17 protein-coding genes and 4 pseudogenes are annotated in these 23635 nt (G+C 65.5%); 18 read left to right on the top strand and 3 right to left on the bottom strand.

Going from position 1 to position 23635, the window contains the following annotated elements; all coding sequences use genetic code 11:
* Positions 1-91: 91 nt before the first annotated feature.
* The 12 genes and pseudogenes from KZO24_RS19895 to KZO24_RS19840 all read left to right on the top strand — a co-directional run bounded on the left by KZO24_RS19895 (position 92) and on the right by KZO24_RS19840 (position 13674).
* A complete protein-coding gene (locus tag KZO24_RS19895; RefSeq protein ID WP_486487594.1) occupies positions 92-697 on the top strand; it encodes a HutD/Ves family protein in 606 nt (201 codons plus the stop codon).
* Positions 670-909: pseudogene (locus KZO24_RS19890) on the top strand (RNA polymerase subunit sigma-24); the annotation flags it as partial. The gene KZO24_RS19895 and the pseudogene KZO24_RS19890, both read left to right, overlap by 28 nt.
* Before the next feature lie 95 nt (positions 910-1004).
* Positions 1005-1298, top strand: coding sequence for an RNA polymerase sigma factor (locus KZO24_RS19885; protein ID WP_486487593.1), 294 nt, complete (start codon positions 1005-1007; stop codon positions 1296-1298).
* Positions 1292-2242 (top strand): FecR family protein, encoded by a 951-nt coding sequence (locus KZO24_RS19880; protein ID WP_271182857.1) that lies wholly within the window; start codon positions 1292-1294, stop codon positions 2240-2242. Before KZO24_RS19885 ends, KZO24_RS19880 begins: the two co-directional genes overlap by 7 nt.
* Positions 2243-2394: 152 nt before the next feature.
* Positions 2395-4284 carry a TonB-dependent receptor gene (locus KZO24_RS19875; protein ID WP_486487592.1) on the top strand — a complete coding sequence of 630 codons (1890 nt, stop codon included), beginning with the start codon at positions 2395-2397 and terminating at the stop codon, positions 4282-4284.
* The gene (locus KZO24_RS19870; RefSeq protein ID WP_486487591.1) at positions 4284-5378 is read left to right on the top strand and encodes a TonB-dependent receptor domain-containing protein; all 1095 of its coding nucleotides are present in this window, start codon (positions 4284-4286) and stop codon (positions 5376-5378) included. Before KZO24_RS19875 ends, KZO24_RS19870 begins: the two co-directional genes overlap by 1 nt.
* Positions 5379-5495: 117 nt before the next feature.
* Positions 5496-6164: pseudogene (locus tag KZO24_RS19865) on the top strand (alpha/beta hydrolase); the annotation flags it as partial.
* A gap of 256 nt (positions 6165-6420) precedes the next feature.
* Positions 6421-7581, top strand: coding sequence for a pectinesterase family protein (locus KZO24_RS19860; protein ID WP_271182860.1), 1161 nt, complete (start codon positions 6421-6423; stop codon positions 7579-7581).
* 60 nt (positions 7582-7641) lie between these two features.
* Positions 7642-9458: pseudogene (locus tag KZO24_RS19855) on the top strand (putative bifunctional diguanylate cyclase/phosphodiesterase).
* A gap of 76 nt (positions 9459-9534) precedes the next feature.
* Positions 9535-9822, top strand: coding sequence for a hypothetical protein (locus tag KZO24_RS19850; protein ID WP_486487590.1), 288 nt, complete (start codon positions 9535-9537; stop codon positions 9820-9822).
* A 121-nt stretch (positions 9823-9943) separates the two neighbouring features.
* Positions 9944-12748: a response regulator gene (locus KZO24_RS19845; RefSeq protein ID WP_271182863.1), complete on the top strand. Its 2805-nt coding sequence runs from the start codon at positions 9944-9946 to the stop codon at positions 12746-12748.
* Positions 12745-13674, top strand: coding sequence for a diguanylate cyclase (locus tag KZO24_RS19840; protein ID WP_271182864.1), 930 nt, complete (start codon positions 12745-12747; stop codon positions 13672-13674). Before KZO24_RS19845 ends, KZO24_RS19840 begins: the two co-directional genes overlap by 4 nt.
* Positions 13675-13823: 149 nt before the next feature.
* Here the strand turns inward: KZO24_RS19840 and KZO24_RS19835 are convergent, their stop codons facing one another.
* The 3 genes from KZO24_RS19835 to KZO24_RS19825 all read right to left on the bottom strand — a co-directional run bounded on the left by KZO24_RS19835 (position 13824) and on the right by KZO24_RS19825 (position 16488).
* On the bottom strand, positions 13824-14600 hold the full coding sequence (locus KZO24_RS19835) for a M24 family metallopeptidase (protein ID WP_486487589.1): 777 nt from the start codon (positions 14598-14600) through the stop codon (positions 13824-13826).
* Between the two features lie 89 nt (positions 14601-14689).
* On the bottom strand, positions 14690-15055 hold the full coding sequence (locus KZO24_RS19830; protein WP_486487588.1) for an aminopeptidase P family N-terminal domain-containing protein: 366 nt from the start codon (positions 15053-15055) through the stop codon (positions 14690-14692).
* Positions 15056-15135: 80 nt separating this feature from the next.
* A complete protein-coding gene (locus tag KZO24_RS19825; RefSeq protein WP_271182866.1) occupies positions 15136-16488 on the bottom strand; it encodes an LLM class flavin-dependent oxidoreductase in 1353 nt (450 codons plus the stop codon).
* Positions 16489-16830: 342 nt separating this feature from the next.
* Here KZO24_RS19825 and KZO24_RS19820 point away from each other — a divergent pair, with 342 nt between their 5' ends.
* From KZO24_RS19820 to KZO24_RS19795, 6 genes and pseudogenes are all read left to right on the top strand, one after another.
* Positions 16831-18162, top strand: coding sequence for a TonB-dependent receptor plug domain-containing protein (locus KZO24_RS19820; RefSeq protein WP_486487587.1), 1332 nt, complete (start codon positions 16831-16833; stop codon positions 18160-18162).
* Positions 18159-19310 (top strand): TonB-dependent receptor, encoded by a 1152-nt coding sequence (locus KZO24_RS19815; protein ID WP_486487734.1) that lies wholly within the window; start codon positions 18159-18161, stop codon positions 19308-19310. The genes KZO24_RS19820 and KZO24_RS19815 overlap by 4 nt, the downstream gene beginning before the upstream one ends.
* Positions 19311-19375: 65 nt before the next feature.
* Positions 19376-20185: pseudogene (locus KZO24_RS19810) on the top strand (amidohydrolase family protein); the annotation flags it as partial.
* Positions 20186-20240: 55 nt separating this feature from the next.
* Positions 20241-21122, top strand: coding sequence for an amidohydrolase family protein (locus KZO24_RS19805; protein ID WP_486487733.1), 882 nt, complete (start codon positions 20241-20243; stop codon positions 21120-21122).
* A gap of 23 nt (positions 21123-21145) precedes the next feature.
* The gene (locus KZO24_RS19800) at positions 21146-22318 is read left to right on the top strand and encodes a M24 family metallopeptidase (RefSeq protein WP_271182869.1); all 1173 of its coding nucleotides are present in this window, start codon (positions 21146-21148) and stop codon (positions 22316-22318) included.
* Entirely contained in the window at positions 22308-23630 is a 1323-nt protein-coding gene (locus tag KZO24_RS19795) for an MFS transporter (protein ID WP_271182870.1), read from the top strand. The genes KZO24_RS19800 and KZO24_RS19795 overlap by 11 nt, the downstream gene beginning before the upstream one ends.
* Positions 23631-23635: the final 5 nt, after the last annotated feature.

The raw sequence follows: 23635 nt of genomic DNA, 5'->3' as shown, positions 1-23635 counted from the left end.
GAAGCAATCCAGGGCCGCGTAAACCGCCCTGGATTGCTTCGTCGGCTTCGCCTCCTCGCAATGACGAATGTATTTTCATGAGTATCCGCCCATGACCATCGCCCGCATCATCCGCGCCGCCGACTGCCCGGAGGTTCCGTGGAAGAACGGCGGCGGCACCACGCGCGAGATCGCCGTCTGCCCGCCCGGCGCGGGGATGGGCGATTTCCTGTGGCGGCTCAGCATGGCGCGCGTCGAGCAGGCCGGACCGTTCTCGTCATTCGATGGCATCGACCGAACGCTGGCAGTGCTCGAAGGCACCCTGCATTTATCCGGAGCCGTCGACGCAGTACTCGACCCCGTCAGCGCGCCCTTCCCTTTCGACGGCGCGGCGAACGTCGAGGGCGTCCCGCTGGGCGGGGCAGTTCTCGACCTCAACGCCATGGTCCGGCGCGGCACTTACAATTGCGAGATGCAGCGCCTGCCCCCGGCACAATGGTCACCCCCGCAGGCACGACGTTCCTCCTTGCACTCGAAGCGCAAACACTCGACGACACCGATCTCGGCTATCTCGACTGTGCCCGGATCGACGCTCCGGTCACCACCGCAGGCCCAGTGTTGCTGGTCCGCTTCCTCTCCTGAAAAAATTTACGCCAGCACGGAAGGAATTTTCCGCGCCGTGTCTCTTTCATGGCAAACGGGAAATCCGAATGCCTGAGGGAGGGTGCCACGCCAGGGGAGGCAGACAAGGAACTTGCGCGGCGACGCGGGACGGCCCTCTGGGTCGCGCGCGAGATCGTGCCCCATGAGGCGCGGGTCCGCCGCTGGCTGGCCCGGTCGCGCCTCTCGCCGGAGGACGTGGACGAGGTGATGCAGGAAGCCTACTGCCGGATCGCGATGCTGCCCTCGGTCGACCACATCGACCGGCCGCTGGCCTATATGTTCTCGATCACCCGCAACCTGTTGCTGCGTCGTCTCAAGCGCCAGCAGGTCGTGGTGCTGGAGGCCGTGAGCGAGATCGAGACATGGCAGGACGAAACCCCTCGCCCGAGGAACAGGCCGCGAGCCGCATCAGCTACGAGCGGGTCCTGGCCATCATCGGCCGCCTGCCGGAACGGTGCCGCCGCGTGGTGGAACTGCGCAAGATCGAGGGCTGGTCCCAGAAGGAAATCGCCGCCCATCTCGGCATGACCGAGAAGGCAGTGGAGAAGCAGGTCTGGACCGGCGTGCGCGCCATCCGCGATGCATGGCTGCAGGCCGAGGCACTGAGCGAGAACCGCATGCTCGGCGCCGATCGCCGGGAGGCGCGGTCATGGTGACGCTCGCAGGCGATCAGGCCCGCGACGAGGCGGCGCGGTTCGTGGCGCGCATGGACGCCGACGACTGGACCGAAGCCGACGAGAGCGAACTTCAGGCATGGCTGGCCGAAGACCCGCTGCGTCAGGGCCTGCTGCTGCAGGTACAGGCACAGTGGCTGGCGCTGACCCCCGAGGTCGAGGCACCGGCTGTCCCCGTCGAGGAGGAAGAGGAACCCGCACAATCCGGCTGGGGTCGTCGCGGCGTGCTGGCGGGGCTGGCGGCATCGGCTGCGCTCGCCTTCGTCGGGCTGCGCTGGAGCCAGAGCCCGGCAGCTTATACGACGAAGCTCGGCGAAATCCGGCGCCTGCCGCTGCCGGACGGCTCGGTGATGACGATGAATTCGGGCAGCGAACTGACCGTCAGCATGGCGACCAAGCTGCGCGAGGTGCAACTCGCGCAGGGCGAGGCATGGTTCGAGGTCGCCAAGGATGCGCAGCGCCCCTTCGTCGTCGCGGCCGGGAACGTCCGCGTGCGCGCCGTGGGAACGGCCTTCTCGGTGCGGCGGCGTGAAACCGGGGTCGAGATCCTCGTCACCGAGGGCATCGTGGAAACCTGGGCGGACGGCGACCAGAGCCTGCGCATGAAGCTGGAGGCCGGGGACCGCGCGATGCTTAGCGCCCATGCGGTGATCGACTACGAAACCGGCATCTCGTCATCCGTCGACCGGGCGCTGGCATGGCGCGGCGGCATGATCGACCTCAACGGGCGCACGCTCTACGACGCGGCGGACGAGTTCAACCGCTACAACCAGCGCCAGATCATCATCGCCGACCCGCGCGTCGCCCGCGAGGAGTTCGACGGCCTGTTCCGCGTCAACGACCCCGAAGGCTTCGCCGAAGCGGTGAAGGCCAGCCTCAGAGTGTCGCTCGACACCAGCAATCCGAACCTCATTCGGATCGAATGATAAATTTTTTGAGATGACGAGAAGGAATATCCGCTCCGGAGACTCTTAAAGGGCACAGGTGAAAAGAAACCTGACGGATCGGGACATTGGGAGGGATAATGAATACTTCGGACATTCGGAGTGCCTTGTTCGCATCATCTGCGATCATGTGCATGGTAGCCTCGCCGGTTCAGGCGGCAGCGCAGACGCGGCAGTTCGCGATCGAGGCGCAGCCTGCCGAAACCGCGATCAGCCAGCTTGGCCGACAGGGCGACATCCAGATCATCGCAGCGCGCCGCCTGACGCATGCCGTACGCACCAATGCCGTGCGCGGCGAGATGAGCGTGGACGACGCGCTGAACCGCCTGCTGGCGGGGACCGGTCTCACCGCCCGCCGCACCGGGCCGGGTTCTTATGCCATCGTCGCCCGCGCCACGCCTCCGATGTCGCCGCGCACTCTGACGCAGACCAGCCTGACCGCGGCCCCGAGTGTACAGGCGCCCGTCGCCGCCGCACAGGCCGCGTCCCCGGCGGCAGAGGCCGCGGCGGCGGATGAGGAACCGGCTGCGAACTCCGAAATCCTCGTCACCGGCTTTCGCGGCAGCCTCGCCAAGGCGCAGGACCTGAAGCGCCGCGCGGTGAACCTCACCGAAAGCATCATGGCCGAGGACATGGCCAAGATGCCCGACCTCAACCTCTCGGAATCGATCCAGCGCCTGCCCGGCGTCGCGATCTCCCGCGAAGGGGGCGAAGGCCGCAACATCACCCTGCGCGGCTTTTCGCCCGACTTCACCCGCACGACGCTGAATGGCATGGAAGTGCCCGCCAGCAGCGACGGCCTCGATTCCGGCGGCTTCACCATCAATGCCGGCCGCGCTTTCGACTTCCACGTCTTCGCGTCCGAACTGTTCAACCGCATCGACGTGCAGAAGACCCAGCGCGCCTCGATCGAGGAAGGCGGCATCGCCGGCACCGTCGATCTCTATTCGGCCAAGCCCTTCGACTTCAAGGGCTTCCATGTCGTCGGATCGGCGCAGGGCGGGTACAACACGATGACGCGCAAGGTCGATCCGCGCGCCACCGTGATGATTTCCGACACCTTCGCCGACGACCGCATCGGCTTCCTGCTTTCCGCTGCCTATTCCAAACGCACCGTCTACCAGGAAGGCTTCTCCAGCGTGCGCTGGACTTCGCCTTACGTGAACGGCGACAGCTGGGCGGACACCAACCCGACCGTCACCGGCACGCCCGAGGATTGCGGCGCCGCCGACCGCCTCGACTGCCTGTGGGCGCCGCGCCTGCCGCGTGCGGACTTCTTCGGCAACGACCAGAAGCGCCTCGGCCTGACCGGCTCGATCCAGGCCAAGCCTATCGACGGGCTGACGCTCAGTCTGGACGCGCTCTATTCGCAGCTCGACAACGACCGCTACAGCTACAACTCGATGGAGTGGCTGCTGACCCACGGCACCCCGGGCAACTTCGTCGGCCAGACCCCGCTGTCGTTCACCGTCGCGCCTGACGGCAAGCAGCTGGTCGCCGCCGCTTTCGACGACGTGACATCGTGGTACGAAAGCCGCCACCAGACCTCGACCTCCAAGTTCCGCCAGTTCGTGTTCTCGGGCGACTACGAGGTGACGAGCAACCTCAAGATCGACGCCATGGTCGGCAAGGCGCGCGACACCGCCGATCGCACCGAGCTGCGCTTCTACGCCCGCTCGGTGCCGCACTACTATGCCTACGACTATTCGGACAGCAAGGACGTCGCCAAAGTCGATTACGGTGATTACGACCCGAACGATGCCACCAACTTCATCAACGCGACGACGCCCGCCAATCGCCTGAACAACGTCGTGAAGGACAACTTCACGGCCAAGACCAACGCCACCTTCACCAAGGGCCGCTTCACCGCGCAGGCGGGCTTCGCCTACAACCGCCGCCTCGTGCGCTATTCAGAGGCTCAGGGCGAGCTGCCCACCTTCGATCCGTCCAGCTACATGACCGCCTTCCCGTACAGTCACTTCGGCAGCGGCGTGGTTTCCGGGGCCTGCCGACGTTCGCGGTGATGGACTTCGACGCGATCGGATCGTCGGGCCTTTTCTCAGGCAACTACACCACCAACGTCGCAGCGGGCTGGGAAGTGGTTGAAAAGACCACCGGCGGCTACGGCGAAGTGACGGGTGAGATCGACATCGGTTCGATGACCCTGCGCCTCGACGGCGGCGCGCGCTGGGTGCGTACGGACGTGGAATCCAGCGCGGTGATCTCCGGATCGCCGGTCGACGTGAAGCGGCATTACGACAACTTCCTGCCCTCGTTCAACGCGGCGCTGAACATCACGCCCGACCTCGTGGCGCGCTTCGCCTATGCCCGTTCGATGACGCGGCCGGGCCTCGCCTCGCTCAACATCGCCGCGCCCGTGTTCGAATACACCACGCGCACGGTGAGCAACCTCGGCAATCCCGCGCTCAAGCCCTACCTGTCGAATGACTTCGACCTCGGCTTCGAGTGGTACTTCAGCAAGGGCGGCCTGTTCTCGGTGGGCGTGTTCAAGAAGAACATCATCAGCTCGCTGACCACCTCGGTGGTGCAACAGTCGGTCCCGCAGGAATACTGGGCCGCGATCTATGCCGATCCCCGCTACGACGCTTCGTACCAGGCGGACCCGGCGACCGCACAGTACACCTTCTACAGCACCGTGAACTCATCGGACGGCAACAGCGTGAAGGGGCTGGAGGCGACGCTCAACGTGCCGTTCACGTTCCTGCCGGGCGCGCTTTCGTACTTCGGCATCGCATCGAACTACACCCATGTCTCGGCGCGCGATTCCACGGGGTTGTCGCCCAACTCCTACAATTTCACGGCCTATTATGACACCGGTGACCTTGGCCTTCGCCTCTCGATCAACAAGCGCGACGACTATCTGTTGAGCCAACCGGGCGGCAACGGCCACGTGCAGGAACGCAAGTACGGGCCGACGCAAGTGGACTTCTCGGCCTACTACAACCTGACCAGGCAGATCAGCGTCAACCTGCAGGGGATCAACATCACCAACGAACGGGAGCGCATCTACGGCACCGGCGACGGAACTCAGTATCTGGTGCGCGAATTCTCCAAGACCGGCGCGCAGTGGTTCGTGGGCGCCCGCTACCAGTTCTGATACCTTGAAGGACCGCTGCCCAATACCCCTCGGGTGGCGGTCCTCTTTTTCGTTTGTCGGGAGTGATATAGAGTGCCGGGTTCAAGCAAGTTCGCATGTGCGCTGGCCCTCGCCGCCATGCTCCTGCCGGGCCATGCCCCGGCACGCGAGGTGGATGACAGCTACACGATCGGCCAGCGCTTCGCAAAGTACCGGGACAAGTTTCCCGGGATTGCATGGCCTGCCGTGACGTGGAAAGCGGGCCAGTCGGTGCTGTTCGACCGGCCCTACAAGAATACCGGCACCCGCGACCTGCACATCGACGTGTTCCGCCCCTCGGCGGGAGCCAACCGGCAGGGCATTCTGCTCGTCCACGGCGGAGGCTGGCGCGCGGGGGCGAAGACGCATTTCTATGCGCTGGCGAACCTCCTTGCCCAGCGCGGATACACCGTGTTCCTGCCGGAGTTCCGTCTATCGGTCGAGGCGGCCTATCCGGCGGGGATGATCGACATCGGCGACGCACTGGCATGGACACGCGCGCATGCAGCCGAATTCGACGTCGATCCCTCCCGCATCGCCGTGGGCGGCGCGTCGTCCGGCGGGCAGATGGCCTCGCTGCTCGCCTATGCCGGACCTTCGGGCCTGTTCGGCTCGGGCACGGAGCGCACCGCCGCCGCGCTGATCGACCTCGACGGCGTGCTGGACTTCACCACCCCGCAGGCGCTGCAGTTCGAGAATGCCGCCGGGGAGGCATCGCCCGCCGCGCGCTGGCTCGGCGGTTCCTACGAGCACGCCGCCGCACGCTGGAAGGAAGCGAGCGGCGCCAGCCATGTCGGCGCACAGTCACCGCCGACGCTGATCGTCAGCAGCGGCATCCCGCGCTTCACCGAAGGCAAGGCCACGGTGCTCGCCTCCTCGAACATCACGGCATCGCCCATCGTTTCTTCGCCTTCGAGAATGCGCCGCACGATTTCTGGCTGTTCGAACCGTGGCTGCCCCGCGTCGCGGAGCAGATCGACGGCTTCCTCAAAACCCTTCAACCGACGCGAGGGAGCGCACCTGAATGATCCGCAGACTTGCGTTCACATTGGCAGCGATGCTGTCCACCGGAACCGCGATGGCGGCGCCGACCGAGTACGTCGTGCGGCCCTCGTGCGGGGACGGCGCGGCGCCGTGCTACACGTCGATCCAACGTGCGCTCGACGCGGCAGCGCGCGACGGTTCCGAAAACTGGATCACGATCCGCGTGGCACCGGGCGACTATGCGGAGAAGCCGGTGATCTCCCGCAATCGCCTGCGCCTGATCGGCAGCGGCGCGCAGCGCACGCGGGTTCACTTCGGCGCCGTAGCCCAAACCGCGAAAGGCTGGCACCGCGACGGCTGGGGCACGCCCGGCTCGGCGACGCTGATGGTGGACGCAAAGGACGTCGTGATCCGCGACCTGACCATCGAGAACACCTTCGATTACCTTGCCAATGACCGCCACCCGCAAGGCAGCGCGGAGCGGATCGCCAACCCGCAGGCCGTCGCCCTGCTCCTCGACGTGCACAGCGACCGCGTGCTCGTCGATCGCACGGCAATCCTCGGCTATCAGGATACGCTGTTCACCAACGGCGACCGGGCGCTGGTGCGCCGCAGCCTGGTGGCGGGCAACATCGACTTCATCTTCGGCAACGGGCAACTGCTGATCGAGGACAGCGAGATCCGCTCCCGTCCGCGCAGTGAGCCTTATGTTCCGGGCGAGTTCCAGTCCTTCATCGCCGCGCCATCGACCCAGTTGTCGCAGGCGCACGGCATCGTCATCTACCGCTCGCGCCTGACCCGCGAGGCCGGGGTGCCCGACGGCGCCGTAGCGCTCGCGCGGCCATGGCATCCGACGACGCGCTTCGCCGACGGACGCTATGCCGACCCTGCGGCCGTCGGACAGGCGATCTTCATCGACTGCTTCATGGACCGGCATATCCACCCGGACCACTGGACGACGATGAACGGCACCGCCCGCGACGGCACCATGACCGGGGTGTTCCGACCGCAGGACTCCCGCTTCTGGGAGACCGGCTCCCAAGGCCCCGGCGCGAAAGCGCGCGATATCGGCATGACCTGGCGCGAGACCGCAGGCATCGACGCGATCCGGCGCGATATCCTTGCAGGATGGGATGTACAGGACGAACCGCATCGAACCAGCGCCGCAGCGAAGGCGAAACCACCGCGCGTCATTCAGTAGAGGATGAAAAATTAACCTTCGTGCAGCAGACTGCCTCCCGGCTGACCAGGTTGGGAGGCGATGACCGCTTTACAGAATACGATCCTCGAGATGATCGCCAGGGGAGAGACGCTGGCCGACACGGCCTTGCGGCTGTGCCTTGAAGTCGAGCGCCTCGTTCCCGGCGTGATCTGTTCGGTGGTGACGGTCGATACGCTAGGGCGCATCCATACACTTGCCGCGCCCGGCCTCCCGCACGCCTTCTGCGCTGCAATCGAAGGGATCAGCATCGGTCCGGAAGTCGGCACATGCGGGACCGCCGCCTATCATGGGCAGGAGATCACGACCGCCGACATCGCCAACGATCCGCGCTGGACGGACTTCAGACACTTCATCCTTCCACTGGGCCTGAGAGCGTGCTGGTCCCATCCGATATTTGATGCGCAGCGCCACGCCATTGCGACATTCGCCTTCTACTATCGCGAAATGCGCGGCCCGTCGCAGCTTGAACGCGATATCGTCGCGCAGTGCGTCGACTTGTGCTCGATCGCGCTGGATCGTCAGCGGCGGGTGATCGAGTATGAGCGGCGAGCCAATACCGATGCCCTTACCGGGCTTGCCAACCGGGGCGCCTTCAACGCCGCGCTGCACCGGCTCGACGGGGCCGATCCGGGCAGCTGGGCTCTGTTTCTGCTCGACGTGGACAACCTAAAGTTCGTCAACGACACCTTCGGGCACCGTGCGGGCGATCTTCTGCTTCAGCAGATTTCGGATCGCTTGACCATCGCCGCCTATCCCGACCGCGCATATCGCATCGGCGGTGATGAATTCGCGATAGTGATCGAAAGCGAGGCCGCGCTGCGCGACCTCGAACGCACGGCACAGTTCTATATCGACGAAATCTCCGTGACGGCCAATTGCGCTGGTCACGTCGTCTCGCCGGGTGCCACCATCGGTCTTGCCGAATACTCGCTTGCCGACACCACGGCCGAACAGGTGCGCCAGAACGCCGACTTCGCGCTTTATCACGCCAAGGAGACCGCGCGGGGGGATTCGTGCGCTACTGGCCGGGTATCGGCAGCCGGATGACGCAGCGGCTCACCGCGATACGCGACGTTAACGCTGCACTCCGCGAGAACCGGATCGAGGCGCATTATCAACCCGTGGTCGATATTCACAGCGGCCAGGTAATCGGTCTTGAGGCCCTTTGCCGCATGCGGATCGGTGATCGCGTCGTACCTGCCGCCTCGTTCCACGAAGCCACGATCGACTCGCAGATCGCCAGCGCCCTGACCCAGCGCATGATGGCGTCCGTAGCGCGCGACATCGCAGAATGGATTGCCGGCGGCATCGCCGTGCCGCAGGTGAGCATCAACGTCTCGTCCGCCGACTTCCACGGCGCTTCGATCTACGGTGTGCTGAGCGAGACCTTCGAGCGCGAAGGGGTGCCCCTCGGCCATGTCAGCCTGGAGGTGACCGAATCGGTTTTCATGGACGACGCCGGTGTCGTGCGCCGATCGGTCGAGGCTCTGCGCGCCAAGGGGCTCAAGGTCGCTCTCGACGATTTCGGCACCGGCTATGCCTCGCTCACGCACCTGATGAGCGTGCCTGTGGACTACATCAAGATCGACAAGTCCTTCATAGATTGTATCGTTTCGCATGCACCCAGCCAGATCATCGTCGAAGGCATCATCGACATCGCTACCAAGCTGGGCATCCAGGTGGTGGCCGAAGGTATCGAAACGGCAGGCCAGGCAAGAAAGCTCATGGCGCTTGGTTGCACGCTGGGGCAAGGATTCCTCTACTCACGCGCGGTGCCGGGCGATGCTGCGGGAGTGCTGATGACCGCCAAGTCCGGTAAAAAGCACATCAGCTTGACGGCTGGACGGTTACAATAGTGAAATATGCGGAATCCGGCGAGATTTCGGCGAGGTTTTAACCAAAAAATAGCCATAGTTTCGTAAGCGGTGGCCAATGTTTTATTGGACAACATCTCGTCGTCTTGAGTCGCGCGCTGGCCACCCTGCTTTTACCGGCAGGCAGAGCACGTCTTCCGAGGTCGGCCTTCGAGATTTCCTGCCCGCTGCAGCGCTGCTCGCCGCCGGGCTTGTCGGCCTGACCGCAAGCTGGCTGCTTTCGGGCACGCAGTCGGGCCAGTATCTCGTAGTGATGGCCCCGACCTCATCGCTGGTCGACAGCGTCAACCTCGTCACGCGCAACGGGGGCGGCTTGCGGCCACCAGCTCGCTGCCTAACGTCGTGATCGCCGGGTCCTCGCAGGCTCACTTCGCCGCGTCGCTGCGCCAGGCAGGCGCGTGGCTTGCTGTTTCCGTTCCGGCCGTCGCGGGTTGCGGCGGACCTTTCTCTTCGCAGGAGCAGACCTCTTGAACGTTGAACTCGACCAGTTGCGCCGCAAGTCCGGCCGCCTGCTCCTGGCATTGTTCTGGGCCCATGTCCCCCTTTTCGCCGTAGTCGCGCTGCTTACCGGACATAGCCCGGTCGCGGCGGCGCTTGCCGGTACTCTGGTGGCGGGCAGCTATCACCTCATGTGGCTGCGACACGGCATCGCTCCGGCGACGCGCTATCTCTCCGCCGTGGCGCTGATGGCCGAACCTGCGATCCTGCTGGTCCTGCTACGCGGCCATGCGTGGCAGATGGACATGCACATGTACTTCTTCGCCATGCTGACGCTGACGATCGGCTGGTGCGATCGACGTGCCGTGCTGGTTGCGGCGACGACTGTGGCGCTGCATCACCTTCTGCTGCTTTACCTCCTTCCCTCGGTCGTGTTCGCGGGCGGAGGCAACCTCGGCCGTGTGCTGCTCCACGCCGTCATCGTCATCTTCCAGGCCAGCGTCCTCGTACTGCTGAGCGACCAGCTCGTGGAATCCTTCGCCCTGCGCGAGCGTACCCGCGAAGCCGAGGAAGCGAGCCGGGCGAAGAGCATGTTCCTGGCGAACATGAGCCACGAAATCCGCACGCCGATGAATGCCATCCTCGGCTTCTGCCACCTGATCGGCCGCACCGACCTCGACCCCAAGCAAAAGGACTACGTTGCCAAGATCGGGCAGGCGGGCATGTCGCTGCTGCGCCTGATCAACGACATTCTGGACTTCTCGAAGAACGAGGCGGGCAAGCTGACGCTGGAGGCCAACCCCTTCGACGTGCGCAATGCCATCGCCAACCAGTTGCAGTTGGTCGCGGGCGACGCCGAGGCCAAGCGCGTTCGCGTCACTTCCGAAGTATCCGGCGCCCTGCCCCATCGCCTGATGGGTGACGAACTGCGCTTCAACCAAGTGCTGCTCAACCTCGTCAGCAACGCGGTCAAGTTCTCGGAGAACGGCAGCGTCACCGTCAGCCTCGACATCATCGAGGAGACCGGGGACCAGTTCATCATCGAATTGAAGGTGCGCGACACCGGCATCGGCATGACTGCCGAGCAGCAGGCAGCGCTGTTCCAGTCCTTCACACAGGCGGACAGCTCGACGACGCGGCGCTTTGGAGGCACCGGTCTTGGTCTCGCGATCTGTCGCCAGATCGTCGAGCAGATGGGTGGCTCGATCCGGGTCGAGAGCGCGCCCGGCCTCGGCAGCACTTTCATCGCCCGCATGCAGATGGCGCGCGAGGACGAGACGGCAGCGCTCGAACCGGCCGTGCCCGCGCACATCCGCGCCCTGCGCGTGTTGGCCGCCGACGACAACGCGGCCTCGCGGCAGGTGCTGCAGGACATCTTCGCGGGTTGGGAGATTCCGCTCGATCTCGTAGCCTCGGGTGACGAGGCACTGAGCGCCATTCGCGGCGCGGACGAAGCGGGCCATGCCTACGACCTCGTCCTGCTCGACTGGAAAATGCCCGGCATGAACGGCCTCCAGACGGTCGAGGCGATGCAGGCTATGGACCATGCCGCGCCATTGCCGCGCACCCTGATCGTCACCGCTTATGGCGCCGACAGCCTCTTGCCCGGCGGCACCCCTGCCCACGTTGCGGCGGTCCTGACCAAGCCGATCGCGCCCCGCGCTCTGCTGGAAACGATCATCGAAGTCGCCTCGCAAGATTCGGGTCCGGCGGGAGACGCTGCCCCGGCGGCCGCTCCGACCGTCGCTGCCCAGTTCCAGGGCGCCCGCGTCCTGCTGGTCGAGGACAACGAGATCAACCGCGAGATAGCCATCGAGTTGCTGTCACAGGCCGGGCTCGTCGTCGATCAGGCTGAGAACGGGCGCATCGGTTGCGATCGGGTGCAGGCAGCCGACGGCAACTACGCGGCCGTTCTCATGGATGTGCAGATGCCGGAGATGGACGGCATCGCGGCCACCCGCCTGATCCGCGAGACCTGGTCGGCCGATCGCCTGCCGATCATCGCCATGACCGCCCACGCCCATGAAGAAGAGCGCCAGCGCTGCCTCAATGCAGGGATGAACGATCACATCTCCAAGCCGGTCGATCCCGCGACGCTGATGCGCACGCTCGAACGTTGGCTGAAGGTGCCTGCGGCCAGCACATCGGTACGCGCGCCGGTAACTGCGCCGGTTCAGGTTGCCGCCGCCGCTCCGGTGCAGGATGCGATCCTGCCGGAACACCTGCCCCCGTTCGACTTGCGTGCAGCGCTGCTGCGCGTGAACGGCAAGGCCTCGCTACTGCGCAAGCTGATCATCACTTTCGGTGAGACTTATGCGAATGTCGGGCAGGACTTGCGCACGCATATCGCCGGTGGCCTGCTCGCCGACGCCAGGCGCCTCGCGCACAGCCTCAAGGGGGTTGCCGGGTCGCTCGAACTGCCGGAAATACAGCGCTCGGCGGCGGAGATGGAACGGCTGCTCGCGGACGGCGAGGCCCTGCAGGCGCAAGCGGCGATCGTCGATCTGGAGCTACTGCTGGCTCCCGCCATCGCGGCCGCCCGCAGCCTTACCGCGAGCCGCAAGGCTGCGGCCCCGATCGCCGAGTCAGACCGCGACATGAGCACGGCAGCGGTGGCGCGGGACGAGTTGCGCGCACTCCTGCGCCGTCGCAGCCTTGGTGCGCGCGCCAGCTTCGGTCGCTACGCCGCAGCAATCGGTCTCAACGACGACGAGCAGACCATGCATCCGGTCTATCGCGCGCTGGAAAAGCTCGACTACGACACGGCAATCGAATTGCTCGACGCGGACGCCGCCGCCGTCGAGCCGGTCGACAAGACAGGAGCAGCGGCATGAGCAGGGGCACGATCCTCATCGTCGACGACGAGGTTTCCAACATTGAGATCATGAACGCGGTGTTGGAGGACGACTACGAAGTCCTGTTCTCCACGTCCGGCCAGCAGGCGCTGGATACGGCACGGAGGAGCCCGCCAGACCTGATCCTGCTCGACGTCCTCATGCCCGGCATCGACGGCTTCGAGGTCTGCCGCCAGATCAAGGCCGATCCAGAGCTTGCCGACATTCCGGTGATCTTCACTACCGGCCTCGGTGATACCGACCACGAGATGCGCGGCTTGTCGCTGGGGGCGATCGACTATGTGACCAAGCCGATCCAGCCTGCGATCCTGCGAGCCCGGGTCGGCAACCATGTCGAACTCAAGCGCCTGCGCGACCAGCTGGCGAACCTGGCCGTCACCGACGCGCTCACCGGCCTCAGCAACCGCCGGCAGATGGAGCAGGCGTTGCAGGCCGAGGTCGGCCGTCTCGGGCGGACCGGCGACTGGCTGACCGTCATCATGATCGACATCGATTTCTTCAAGCAGTTCAACGATACTTACGGCCATCCGGCAGGAGACCGCTGTATCGTCATGGTCAGCGCCGCCCTCACGCGCGCCGTCAAGCGTGCCTCCGATCTCCCCGCCCGCTACGGCGGCGAAGAGTTCGCCTGCATCCTTCCCGGCGCGGATCCGGAAGGCGCGGCGTTGGTCGCGCAGGAGATCAGCCTTCACGTGCAGTCGCTGAACATCCCTCACGAGCGTTCGCAGGTCAGTCCTTTCATCACCGTCAGCATTGGCGTGGCCAGCGCCCGCTGCCTGCCGGACATGACACCGGAAATGTGGCTCAAGGAAGCCGACCAGCAACTGTACCGCAGTAAGCAGCAAGGGCGCGACCGCGTGACCGCCATCGAATTCGGAGCTATTCCGGCCAATCTGCAAGGATAATCAGACCTTGCGACCACCGCATCGTGCCTTGCAGAAAATATTTATTTATAACATGCTGTTATTGAAAAAACATCTGATTGGTTTGAATTTTAGAAAAAATGTCATAAGCAAGCTGACGTAACGGTTATATCTATCTGAAAAATATAAACCTATGGCGATATTTGAAGAAAGGGCTGGCTGCGATCGTTCAAGGGTTCGCAGCCGTCTTTGGTGATCAACCAAAGGTCTTCGAGATGGACGTTCCCGGAAGCATCCAGGTGCAGCACCGGGCAGTCCACGCTGATCACCATGTCCGCCTCGATACGATGGTCACCCTTGTCGAAATTCAGCGCATCGCCTTTGAATGCCTCATCCGTGTGGAACAGGCCAACGCTATGCGTGGCGCAGGCCACCGACAGATCGTAGCCAGCGCGCGAGACGGCGCCATGGCCGATACGGCGGATGTCGGAGTAGAGCAGCCCCGGACGCAGTTCGCGCGCGATCGCGTCGTTGGCGCAGACGGCTGCCTCAACCATGCGCATGACGATGGGATCGGGTGTGCCTACGAAGACGGTGCGGCCGAAATCCCCGTGGTAACCGGCATAGTGGCTGACAGCGTCAATCTGGAAGCTGCGCCCGTCGCGGATGACGCCGTCGCGGCGACGCATGGCCATGCTGTCGGTTGACACGAACAATGGCACACCTCCTCGCTTGCCGGTTTCCCCAAAGAATGCATGGCGCAAGTCCTCGTATGTAAATCCTGCCTGCATCGACGTGATGGCGGCGCGCGCCGCCTCCGCATTACTGGCAGCGGCATGGCGCATCAGCGCAATCTCGGCGGGTGACTTGACCATCCGTATGCGGCGCAGCAACGGCTCGGCCGGAAGATACGCGCTCGTCAGTTCGACTCCGGCAGCGGCGTTCAGGGTATCGACGGCAAGGTTCATACTGTATGGGGCGATCGCCGCCCGTAGGGCAGCGGCAGCGTTATGGAATGCCGGTCTCCGCGAAAGTACACGCAATGTCGCCGTCCGGCTCAACATGTCGAGCGGATCGGGGCGTCCTCCCGGTGGCTCATCGAGGAAGACCGGCGCGGCCGCGGCTCCTCCAACCCTTCGGGCGCGGTGTAGAGGAAGATGTCCAGCGGACCGCCCTCAGCGGGATCCTCGACGTCGTGGAGATAATGGATGAACTGACTGGTGATCAGTATCACCGGTTCATCGGCCGATGTCGGCACGACGGCGAAAGCTGCACCCGACTGGCCCATCAGCACCATCTGCGGCCAGAAGCCGGTGGCGTGATAGATGTTCGTCGGGTCGGAGAGGACCAGCGCCGATACACCCTGATCGCTCATCACGCTTTCGGCGACGGCACGGTTCATTAAAGGCGCGAGCGCGGGCATTGGGCAAACGTTTCCTTTTGACGCGATTAAGGGCGCGGCGACGTCGCTTGACGTGCCGCGCAAGGACGGGGCCTTGAGGCTCACCAGATCTCGGGGCGGGACCGCAGACCGGGATCGAGGTCGAAGGCATTGGCGGGAACGGTGAGCCCCAGGTTCTCGCGCAGGGTCGTGCCTTCGTATTCCTTGCGGAAATGGCCGCGATCCTGAAGGATCGGGACGACGTGCTCGACGAAGTCCTCCAGCCCGCCCGGCAGGAACGGCGCGGAGATGACGAAGCCGTCGGCGGCGCCCTGCGTCTCCCATTCAATGAGCGTCCCGGCTACGTCCTCGGCCGTACCGACGATGGTGTGGCCGGTGCGCCCGGCCGCGACCCGGCGCGCCAGTTCGCGCACCGGCAGGCCCTCTCGCTCCGCCAGTTCGAGCACGCGGTCGCGTGTCGAGTTCTGGCCAGCCAGCGCCGTTTCCGGCAGCGGCGGCAGCGGACCGTTGGGGTCTGCCTGCGACAGGTCGATGTTGCCGAGCAGCCCTTCGAGCTTGGAGATGGCGATCTCGGCCGGGATCAGGTCGTCCAGTTCGCGCTTGAGATCTTCGGCTTCGGCAAGGGTACGTCCTATGACCGGGGTGACCGCAGGCATGATCTTGAGACCGTCCGGCGTGCGGCCGAACCCGGCCAGTTGCGCGTGCATTGCGGAGCGGAAGGCCTTCGCCGTCTCGATCGTCGGGTGCGACGTGAAGATGACTTCGGCGGTCGCCGCGGCGAAGCGCTGCCCGGTAGCCGAGGCCCCCGCCTGAACCAGCACCGGGTGACCCTGCGGCGGACGCGGTACGGTCAGTGGCCCGGCGACCCTGAAGTTCGCGCCCTCGTGATCGACGGCGCTGATACGCGAAGGGTCGGTGTAGCGCCCGCTTGCCTTGTCGGCGACGACGGCGCCTTCCTGCCAGCTGTCCCACAATTTGCGCGCAACGGCCACGAACTCCTCTGCCCGGGCGTAGCGATCGCCATGTGCGAGGTGGCTGTCGAAACCGTAATTGTGCGCCTCGTTCTCCATGGTGGAGGTCACGATGTTCCAGCCCGCGCGGCCACGGCTCATGTGATCCAGCGAGGCGAACCGGCGCGCCAGATCGTAAGGATGATTGTACGTGGTAGACGCGGTGCCAATCAGGCCAAGGTGCTGCGTTTCCGCCGCGATCGTCGCCAGCACCACGAGCGGGTCCAGCTTGGGCGTCTCCAGCCCGGCGAAGACCGAGGCGCCCCGGACCGGATGATAGCCGAGGTAGTCAGCCAGGAAGACGCCGTCGAACAGCCCCTTCTCCGCAGTGCGGCCAAGTGCGCGAAAATAGCCGGCGTCGCACAAGGCATTGTCGGCGGCGCGGGAGTGGCGCCAACCGGCGATATGGCCACCGGTCTGCATCAGGAACGCAAGCAGTTTCATGACGTCTTTGGCGCCTCGCGTCGAAGAATTGAGCCTGTCGAGGATCACCCTCGTCGGGAACGGCGGCCGAAGCCAGCCTTGCCCCCTGACATGTCCGGATAACGAGCACGACTTGGCCGCCCGCGCCAATCAGGATTCCTTGGAGGTGATAAGGGCTTCTGATTTCCGAAGCGGAAAAAACCGATGTTACCTTGCACTCATCAAGCGGCGATTTGATGACAGCAAGCCGTCCAGTGCTCGATGCAATGCTTAATAAAGAAACACGATAAAAGTTTCACGCAGGAAGAACGATCTCAAAACTCAGACCAATAATGGTCAGGGATCGAAATGGGGAAAGCAATCATGACCAGCACGTCGGCGCTGAATCGCGCCGTTCTTTTGTCCTGCACGTCGATGATCATCGCGTTGGGCCTTTCGACCAACGCCAATGCACAGGCATCCGGCGCCGATACGACGGCGAGTGCGCCCGGCGACATCGTCGTGACTGCCCGCAAGCGCGGCGAGGACATTCTCAAGACCCCGATCTCGGTCACCGCCCTGACGGGCGAGGACATGCAGAAGCGCGGCGTGCAGTCGGTCACCGACCTTGCCTCCTTCACGCCCAGCATGAAGATCGTGTCGAGTTCGTCGGGTCGCAACGACCGCTCGTTCCAGCAGGTCATCATTCGCGGCTTCACGCCCTCCAGCGCGTCGGTCCAGACTGCCTCGATGTTCATCGACGGCGTGCCGGTCTCGACCGCCACCGCGATCCAGACGATCTCCGATCCCCAGCGCATCGAGGTACTGAAAGGCCCCCAGAGCGCCTACTTCGGCCGCCAGACCTTCGCCGGTGCCGTCAACGTCGTGACCAAGTCCACGCCCGACCGCCTCGAAGGCAGCTTCTCGGGCATGGTCGGCACGCGCGACAACCATGACATCCAGGCCTCCATCGGCGCGCCGTTGATCGAGGGCCTCGTCGGCTTCCGCGCGACCGTGCAGGAAATGGCCAAGGGCGGTTCGTGGAAGAACCAGGGCGTGCCCGGCCAGACGCTCGGCGACCAGCGCACCCGCGCCGCGACGCTGGCGATGGAGTTCACGCCCGCCTCGAACCTGAAGGCCAAGGCCTTCGCGATGATCTCGAAGAACAACGACGGCCCCAACGCGACCGGCCTGCTGGCGGCGCACGCCGTCACCAACCCTTCGAACGGCGCGGTGATCGTGCCGGATTCCTCGAACTGCGCCTTTGGCGCCAACCGCTACTTCTGTGGCACCCTGCCCGGCCTGCCCACCGGCGCGCCTTCGATGAACACGGTGAACACGCCCTTCATCAAGGACTTCCTCGCCAACCCGAAGGGCCGCCTGATCAACCCCGAGGACGGCGTGCAGGGCTATGGCCTGCGCAGCCGCTTCTATCACCTGCACTTCAACGTCGACTGGGAGGTCGGCAGCGGCATCACTCTGTCCTCGCTCACCGGCTACAACAACGAGCGCCGCAGCCAGTTGTCGGACCTCGACCTCTATTACAACACCACTGCGCCGAATTCGACCAACGCGGTCGGCACGGCGCCCGGAGCACCGAGCTACTTCGACTATCCCTACCTCGTCGAAGCCAAATCCGAGGACTTCTCGCAGGAACTTCGTGCAAGTTATGATGATGGGGGGCGTTCACCGCGACGCTCGGCGGCAGCTATCTGAACGCGACGTTCCAGGGCGGCGGCGGCGGCAACAACGGCGCGCTCGGCACCAGCCAGTTCAGCGTCGTCTCGGGCAAGACCCGCAACCGCACCTTCGGCGGCTTCTTCGGCCTGGGCTACAAGATCACGCCGGAACTGAGCATCAACTTCGACGGCCGCTACCAGATCGACACGATGTATGCCTATGCCCGCCCGGGCGGCCAGACCATCGCCTCGGCCGCCTTCGCGACGCCGGGCTTCTACGAGGAAGGCTCGGTTCTCGCCAAGCAGACCTACAAGAATTTCACCCCGCGCGTGATCGTCAACTACGACGTGACGCCGGATATGATGGTCTATGCATCGTACTCGAAGGGCGTGAACCCGGCGGCATTCAACACCGTGTTCCTCTCCAACCTGAGCCCGGCGGCCCAGGTTCTGGCGGCGGACGCGGGCCTGCGCATCGCGGTGAAACCGGAAAAGCTCGACAATTTCGAGATCGGCGCCAAGGGCAAGGCGTTCGACAACCGCGTGCGCTACGCCGTTGCCGCCTACTACGGCATCTGGAAGGACCAGCTGAACGCCAATGTCATCACCCTGGTCGATCCGGCGACGAGCGTGGTTTACAACATCCAGGCCCAGCTCAACACCGGCAAGGTCAAGATGTACGGCCTCGAAGGCGACTTCTCCTTCGCGGCGACCGACCGCCTGACCCTCTCGGCCAACGGTTCGTACAACGAAAGCGACATCCGCAAACTGAGCGCGCCCACGGTGACCGCCCTTACCGGCATCACCGACTTCAGCGGCAACCACAATCCGCTGGCGTCGCGCTGGTCGGGCTCGGTCTCGGCCAACTACACGATGCCGCTGCGCGGTGACGTGGAGGCCTTCGCCCGCGCCGACTTCACCTACAAGTCGGGGGTCTACACCAATGCCTCCAACCTGACGAAGACGCCGGACATGACGCAAGTTAACTTGCGCGCAGGCTTCGGGAACGATCGCTTCACGTTCGAAGGTTTCGTGACCAACCTGTTCAACAACAAGGCTTATCCGGCCGCCATCGACTTCACCCTGCTGGAGCGCACCAACTCCTACCTTTCGCCGTTCTCGGGCGTCGCGGTGGCGCTGCGCGACCTGCGCACGTTCGGTGTGCGATCAACCGTGAAGTTCTGACGAGTACCGATGTGCGGCGGGGTGCAGCCTGCACCCCGCCGCACACGGTATTTCAACTCGAGCAGATGGATACGACGATGAGCGAATACGATCTGGTCATTCGCGGCGGCACTGTCGCCGACGGCACCGGAGCCGATCTTTTCGAAGGCGACGTCGCGGTGCGCGGCGGCAAGATCGTCGCGACGGGGGCCGTCTCCGGCTCCGGGCGCGAGGAGATCGACGCGCGCGGCAAGCTGGTCACGCCCGGATTCGTCGACATCCACACCCATTACGACGCCCAGGTCACCTGGGACACGCAGTTCTCGCCATCGACCAATCACGGCGTGACGAGCGTACTCATGGGTAACTGCGGCGTCGGCTTCGCGCCCTGCCGCCCCGACATGCGCGAGCAGATGATCGACGTCATGGAAGGCGTCGAGGACATTCCCGGCATCGTCATGGCCGAGGGCCTGCCGTGGAACTGGGAGAGCTTCCCGGAATACATGGACGCCATCGAGCAGCGCCCCATGGATGCCGACTTCGCCGTCGCCGTCCCGCACATTCCGGTGCGCGTCCACGTCATGGGCCAGCGCGCCATCGAGCGTGAACCCGCCACCGGCGCCGACATGCAGGCCATGGCCGCTATCGTCCGCGAAGGGCTGGAGGCGGGCGCCTTCGGGTTCTCCACCACCCGCGTCATCGGCCACCGCACCGCCAGCGGCGACCAGCTTCCGGTCACCACCGCGAGCGAGGACGAACTCCTTACCATCGCCATGGCCATGAAGCCGCTGGGCCGCCACCTGTTCATGTCGGCTTCCGAATTCGACACCGGCAACGGCTTCTCGTCCGAATTCCGCATGCTCGCGCGCGTGGCGGAGGCTTCGGGCCAGACGGTGACCTTCCCGCTCCTGCAGTACAACGAAGCGCCCGATCGCTGGCGCGAGATCGCGGATGCCTGCGCCGCGAGGTCGTGCGCAGGGGATCGACATCTATGGGCAGGTAGTCGGCCGCCCGGTCGGCGTTCTGTTCGGCCACCAGTTGTCGCTGAGCCCCTTCCGCGGCTGCCCGACTTACGAAGCCATCGAGCACCTGCCCATCGCCGCCCGCGCGCGGGAAATGCGCAAGCCCGAGGTGAAGGCCGCGATCCTCTCGGAAATGGGCCTGCCGCTCGACCCGAAGACGTATCCGGCGTTCATGCGCGAAGTCGCCCAGTGTTATGCCATGGGCGAGAACCCCGACTATGCCCCGCCCGAAAGCGCCCGCTTCGACATCATCGCCGCCCAGCGCGGCTGCAGCGTCCACGAAGTCGCCTACGACGCGCTGCTGGAGGAGGATGGCCAGGCCATCCTCTACTTCCCGGCGCGCAACTACACGCATTACAACCTCGACGTCGTCCACCACATGCTGCGGCGCGAGGACACCGTGCTCGGCCTCGGCGACGGCGGTGCGCATGTCGGTGCGATCTGCGACGGCAGCATGCAGACGTTCCTCCTCACCTACTGGACCCGCGACCGCGTGGGCGAGCGCTTGTCGATCCCCGAAGCGGTGCGCCTGATGACCGGCCACACCGCCCATGTCGGCGGTTTCGGCGATCGCGGGATCATCGCGCCGGGCTACAAGGCGGACCTCAACGTCATCGACTACGACCGCCTGCGCCTCGCCCCGCCGCGCGCCAGCTTCGACCTTCCCGCCGGTGGCCGCCGCCTGACGCAAGCGGCAAGCGGCTACGCCGCGACGATCCTCTCCGGCGTCGTCACCGCCCGCGACGATACCCCCACGGGTGCCCTGCCCGGCCGCCTCGTGCGTGGCCGCCGCTCCGCGCCTGTCGCCTGATACCTCCAGACGGAACTGACCTGATGCTCATCAATCGAGACCGCGCCGACACCCTGATGGACCGCGAGGACATCGCGGTCGTCGTCGCCTCGACCCCGATCAATACCTACTACCTCTCCAGTTGGGCCACCGACGCCAGCTGGGGCTTCGGTGATCTCGCGCTGGCGATCCTGCCGCGCGACCATGCGCTCGATGCCGCCGTGCTGACCGTCGAGGTCGATATGGGCCAGCCCCAGCAGGGCCAGGGCACGTGGATGGCGGTGCGCGGCTACGCCCGCAAGCCCGGCATCGGCGCGGGCGGCGTGCAGGCCGCGCTGACCGCCGAGGGCCTGCCGCAGAACCATCAGGAAGCGGTAGCGCAATACTTGCGCGAACTCGGCCTCGACCGCTCGCGCGTGGCGTTCGAGGATCGCGGCCTCGGCCTCGACGTCAACGAACTGCTCGGCGGCACCATCGACGTCGTCCCGGCGCGCGATCTCCTGCGCGACATGCGCATGGTCAAGACGCCCGCCGAGATGGCCAACATGCGCGCCGCCGCCCGCAAGACTGAACTCTCGCTCCAGCTCTCGGCCGAGGCGCTTGCCGCCGGAGCCACCTGCGCCGAGGCCGAGCGCGTGTTCTGGTCCGCCGCCGCGCTGGCGGGCGGGCGCCCGGTGTTCCTGCTCATCACCCCCTACCGCCCCGGCTTCGGGCGCCTGCCCAAGAACGCGGAGTTGCAGCAGGGCGACATGGTGACTTTCGACGCCACCGCCGAATTCTCGCACTACACCAGCGACATCGGCCGCACCGCCGTGATCGGCGAGCCCTCTCCTGAACAGCTCAAGCGCTATAACGCCACGCGCCTTGGCTGGCAGGCGGCGCTGCCGGAGTTCCGCGCCGGTCGCCTCTCCACCGACGTGGAAAAGGCCGTCGTCGCCTCGATCCAGGCCCACGGCAACCCCGAGTTCCTCGCCTGCGGCCTGCACTCGGTCGGGCTCGAGCACACCGACCACCCGCATCCGGGCGGCGGCATGCACAGCTTCGAGTTGGTCGACCAGATGGTCCTGAGCTGCGACCTGCCCTGGATCGGCCCGGAGATCGGCAAGTTCCACTTCGAGGACATCATCTACCTCGACGGTGACACGGTCGAGATCCTGAACGACGCCGACGGCCGCCTGATGGCCTGCATCGACGGGCGCACCGTTCGTGTCGACTGAGGCCGCCGCGCCCTTCCCTCCGGTTCGCCAGACGCTCTGGCCGATGCTGCTGCTCTTCCTCGCGGCCAATTTCTACAGCATCGACAAGGCCATCGTCGGCGTGCTGGCCGAGCCGATCAAGGCCGACCTCGGCATCGACGACATCCGCATGGGCCTGCTCATGGGCCTCGCCTATTCGCTGCTGAGCGGGGTCTGCGGGCTGTGGCTGGGCTCGCTGGTGGACCGACATGTACGCAAGCGCGTGCTGGGCGGCGCGATCATCGTCTGGAGCCTGTCCACAGCGCTCGGCGGCCTCGCGCCGAATTTCGAGACGTTCTTCGTGTTTCGCGCCCTCGTCGGCCTTGGCGAAGCGGCGGTCGCGCCTGCCGCCATGTCGCTGATCGCCGACATGTTCCCGCCCGACCGGCGCGGCCGGGCCCTCAGCGCCTACCTCATCGGCGCGACGATCGGCACCGCGCTGTCCTCGGTGATCCCGGGCGCGATCCTTGCCGCGCAGGTGCATATCGCGCTGCCGGGCTATGGCCTCGTCGTCCCGTGGCGCAGCGCGTTCCTGCTCTGCGGCATCGTCGGCCCGGCCGTGGGCCTCGCCTTCCTGACCATCCGCGAACCCGCCCGGCGCGGCCTGCCCGCAGAGGCGAAGGCGCCCGCGCGGGTGGGTGAGAAGCTGGCCTATCTCGGCCGCCAGCGAAAGCTGGTCGTGCCGCTGTTCGCCGGCTTTTGCCTCTATTACCTCGCCTTTGTCGGCGTCACCTCGTGGACCGCGCCGCTGCTGATGCGCACGTATGGGCTGACCCTGCCGCAGATCGCCAACCTGCTCGGCCTCGGCATGCTCGTCGCTGGTGTTTCGGGTTATCTGCTCGGCGGCTTCGCGGCGGACACGCGCAAGGCCGGGCGCATCGGGCTGATGGCGGTGCTGCCGCTGGTCGCCCTGCCCACCGCCTTCGCAGGCTATGCGCCGGGCCTTGGCCTTGCCATTGCCGCGCTCGCTACGATCAGCCTGACCACGCCGATGCTCAACGTCGCGATGAACGCGACCGTGCAGGAGATCGTGCCCAACGACATGCGCGGCTTCTCCTACGCCTTCCTCAGCGTCGTCGCGGCCTTGCCCGCAGGCGCCGGAGGGCCGTTCGCCATCGCCTTCGTCTCGGAGAAGGTGCTCGGCGATCCGTCGCGCATCGCCGCCTCGTTCGTCCTCGTCGTCCTGCCCTGCCTTGTGCTGGCGGCAGCCTGTTTCGCGGCCGCCGCGCGCGCCTATCGCTCCGCCCCGGCGGATGGCGAACTGGCGCGCGTCATCGGCGCCAGCCACTTGTGATCTCT

Source organism: Novosphingobium sp. NFX11, assembly GCF_057376415.1.
The sequence above is the reverse complement of the archived record's forward strand: the minus strand, read 5'-3'. Positions and strand labels throughout refer to the sequence as shown.

What these genes read in the sequence shown, in the direction of transcription:
- KZO24_RS19850 (WP_486487590.1), top strand. Translation starts at nt 9,535, where the DNA reads ATGTTTTATTGGACAACATCTCGTCGTCTTGAGTCGCGCGCTGGCCAC.
- KZO24_RS19820 (WP_486487587.1), top strand. Translation starts at nt 16,831, where the DNA reads ATGACCAGCACGTCGGCGCTGAATCGCGCCGTTCTTTTGTCCTGCACG.
- KZO24_RS19860 (WP_271182860.1), top strand. Translation starts at nt 6,421, where the DNA reads ATGATCCGCAGACTTGCGTTCACATTGGCAGCGATGCTGTCCACCGGA.
- KZO24_RS19830 (WP_486487588.1), bottom strand. Translation starts at nt 15,055, where the DNA reads ATGCCCGCGCTCGCGCCTTTAATGAACCGTGCCGTCGCCGAAAGCGTG.
- KZO24_RS19835 (WP_486487589.1), bottom strand. Translation starts at nt 14,600, where the DNA reads ATGAACCTTGCCGTCGATACCCTGAACGCCGCTGCCGGAGTCGAACTG.
- KZO24_RS19885 (WP_486487593.1), top strand. Translation starts at nt 1,005, where the DNA reads ATGGCAGGACGAAACCCCTCGCCCGAGGAACAGGCCGCGAGCCGCATC.
- KZO24_RS19895 (WP_486487594.1), top strand. Translation starts at nt 92, where the DNA reads ATGACCATCGCCCGCATCATCCGCGCCGCCGACTGCCCGGAGGTTCCG.
- KZO24_RS19825 (WP_271182866.1), bottom strand. Translation starts at nt 16,488, where the DNA reads ATGAAACTGCTTGCGTTCCTGATGCAGACCGGTGGCCATATCGCCGGT.
- KZO24_RS19805 (WP_486487733.1), top strand. Translation starts at nt 20,241, where the DNA reads ATGCCTGCGCCGCGAGGTCGTGCGCAGGGGATCGACATCTATGGGCAG.
- KZO24_RS19875 (WP_486487592.1), top strand. Translation starts at nt 2,395, where the DNA reads ATGGTAGCCTCGCCGGTTCAGGCGGCAGCGCAGACGCGGCAGTTCGCG.
- KZO24_RS19800 (WP_271182869.1), top strand. Translation starts at nt 21,146, where the DNA reads ATGCTCATCAATCGAGACCGCGCCGACACCCTGATGGACCGCGAGGAC.
- KZO24_RS19880 (WP_271182857.1), top strand. Translation starts at nt 1,292, where the DNA reads ATGGTGACGCTCGCAGGCGATCAGGCCCGCGACGAGGCGGCGCGGTTC.
- KZO24_RS19840 (WP_271182864.1), top strand. Translation starts at nt 12,745, where the DNA reads ATGAGCAGGGGCACGATCCTCATCGTCGACGACGAGGTTTCCAACATT.
- KZO24_RS19870 (WP_486487591.1), top strand. Translation starts at nt 4,284, where the DNA reads ATGGACTTCGACGCGATCGGATCGTCGGGCCTTTTCTCAGGCAACTAC.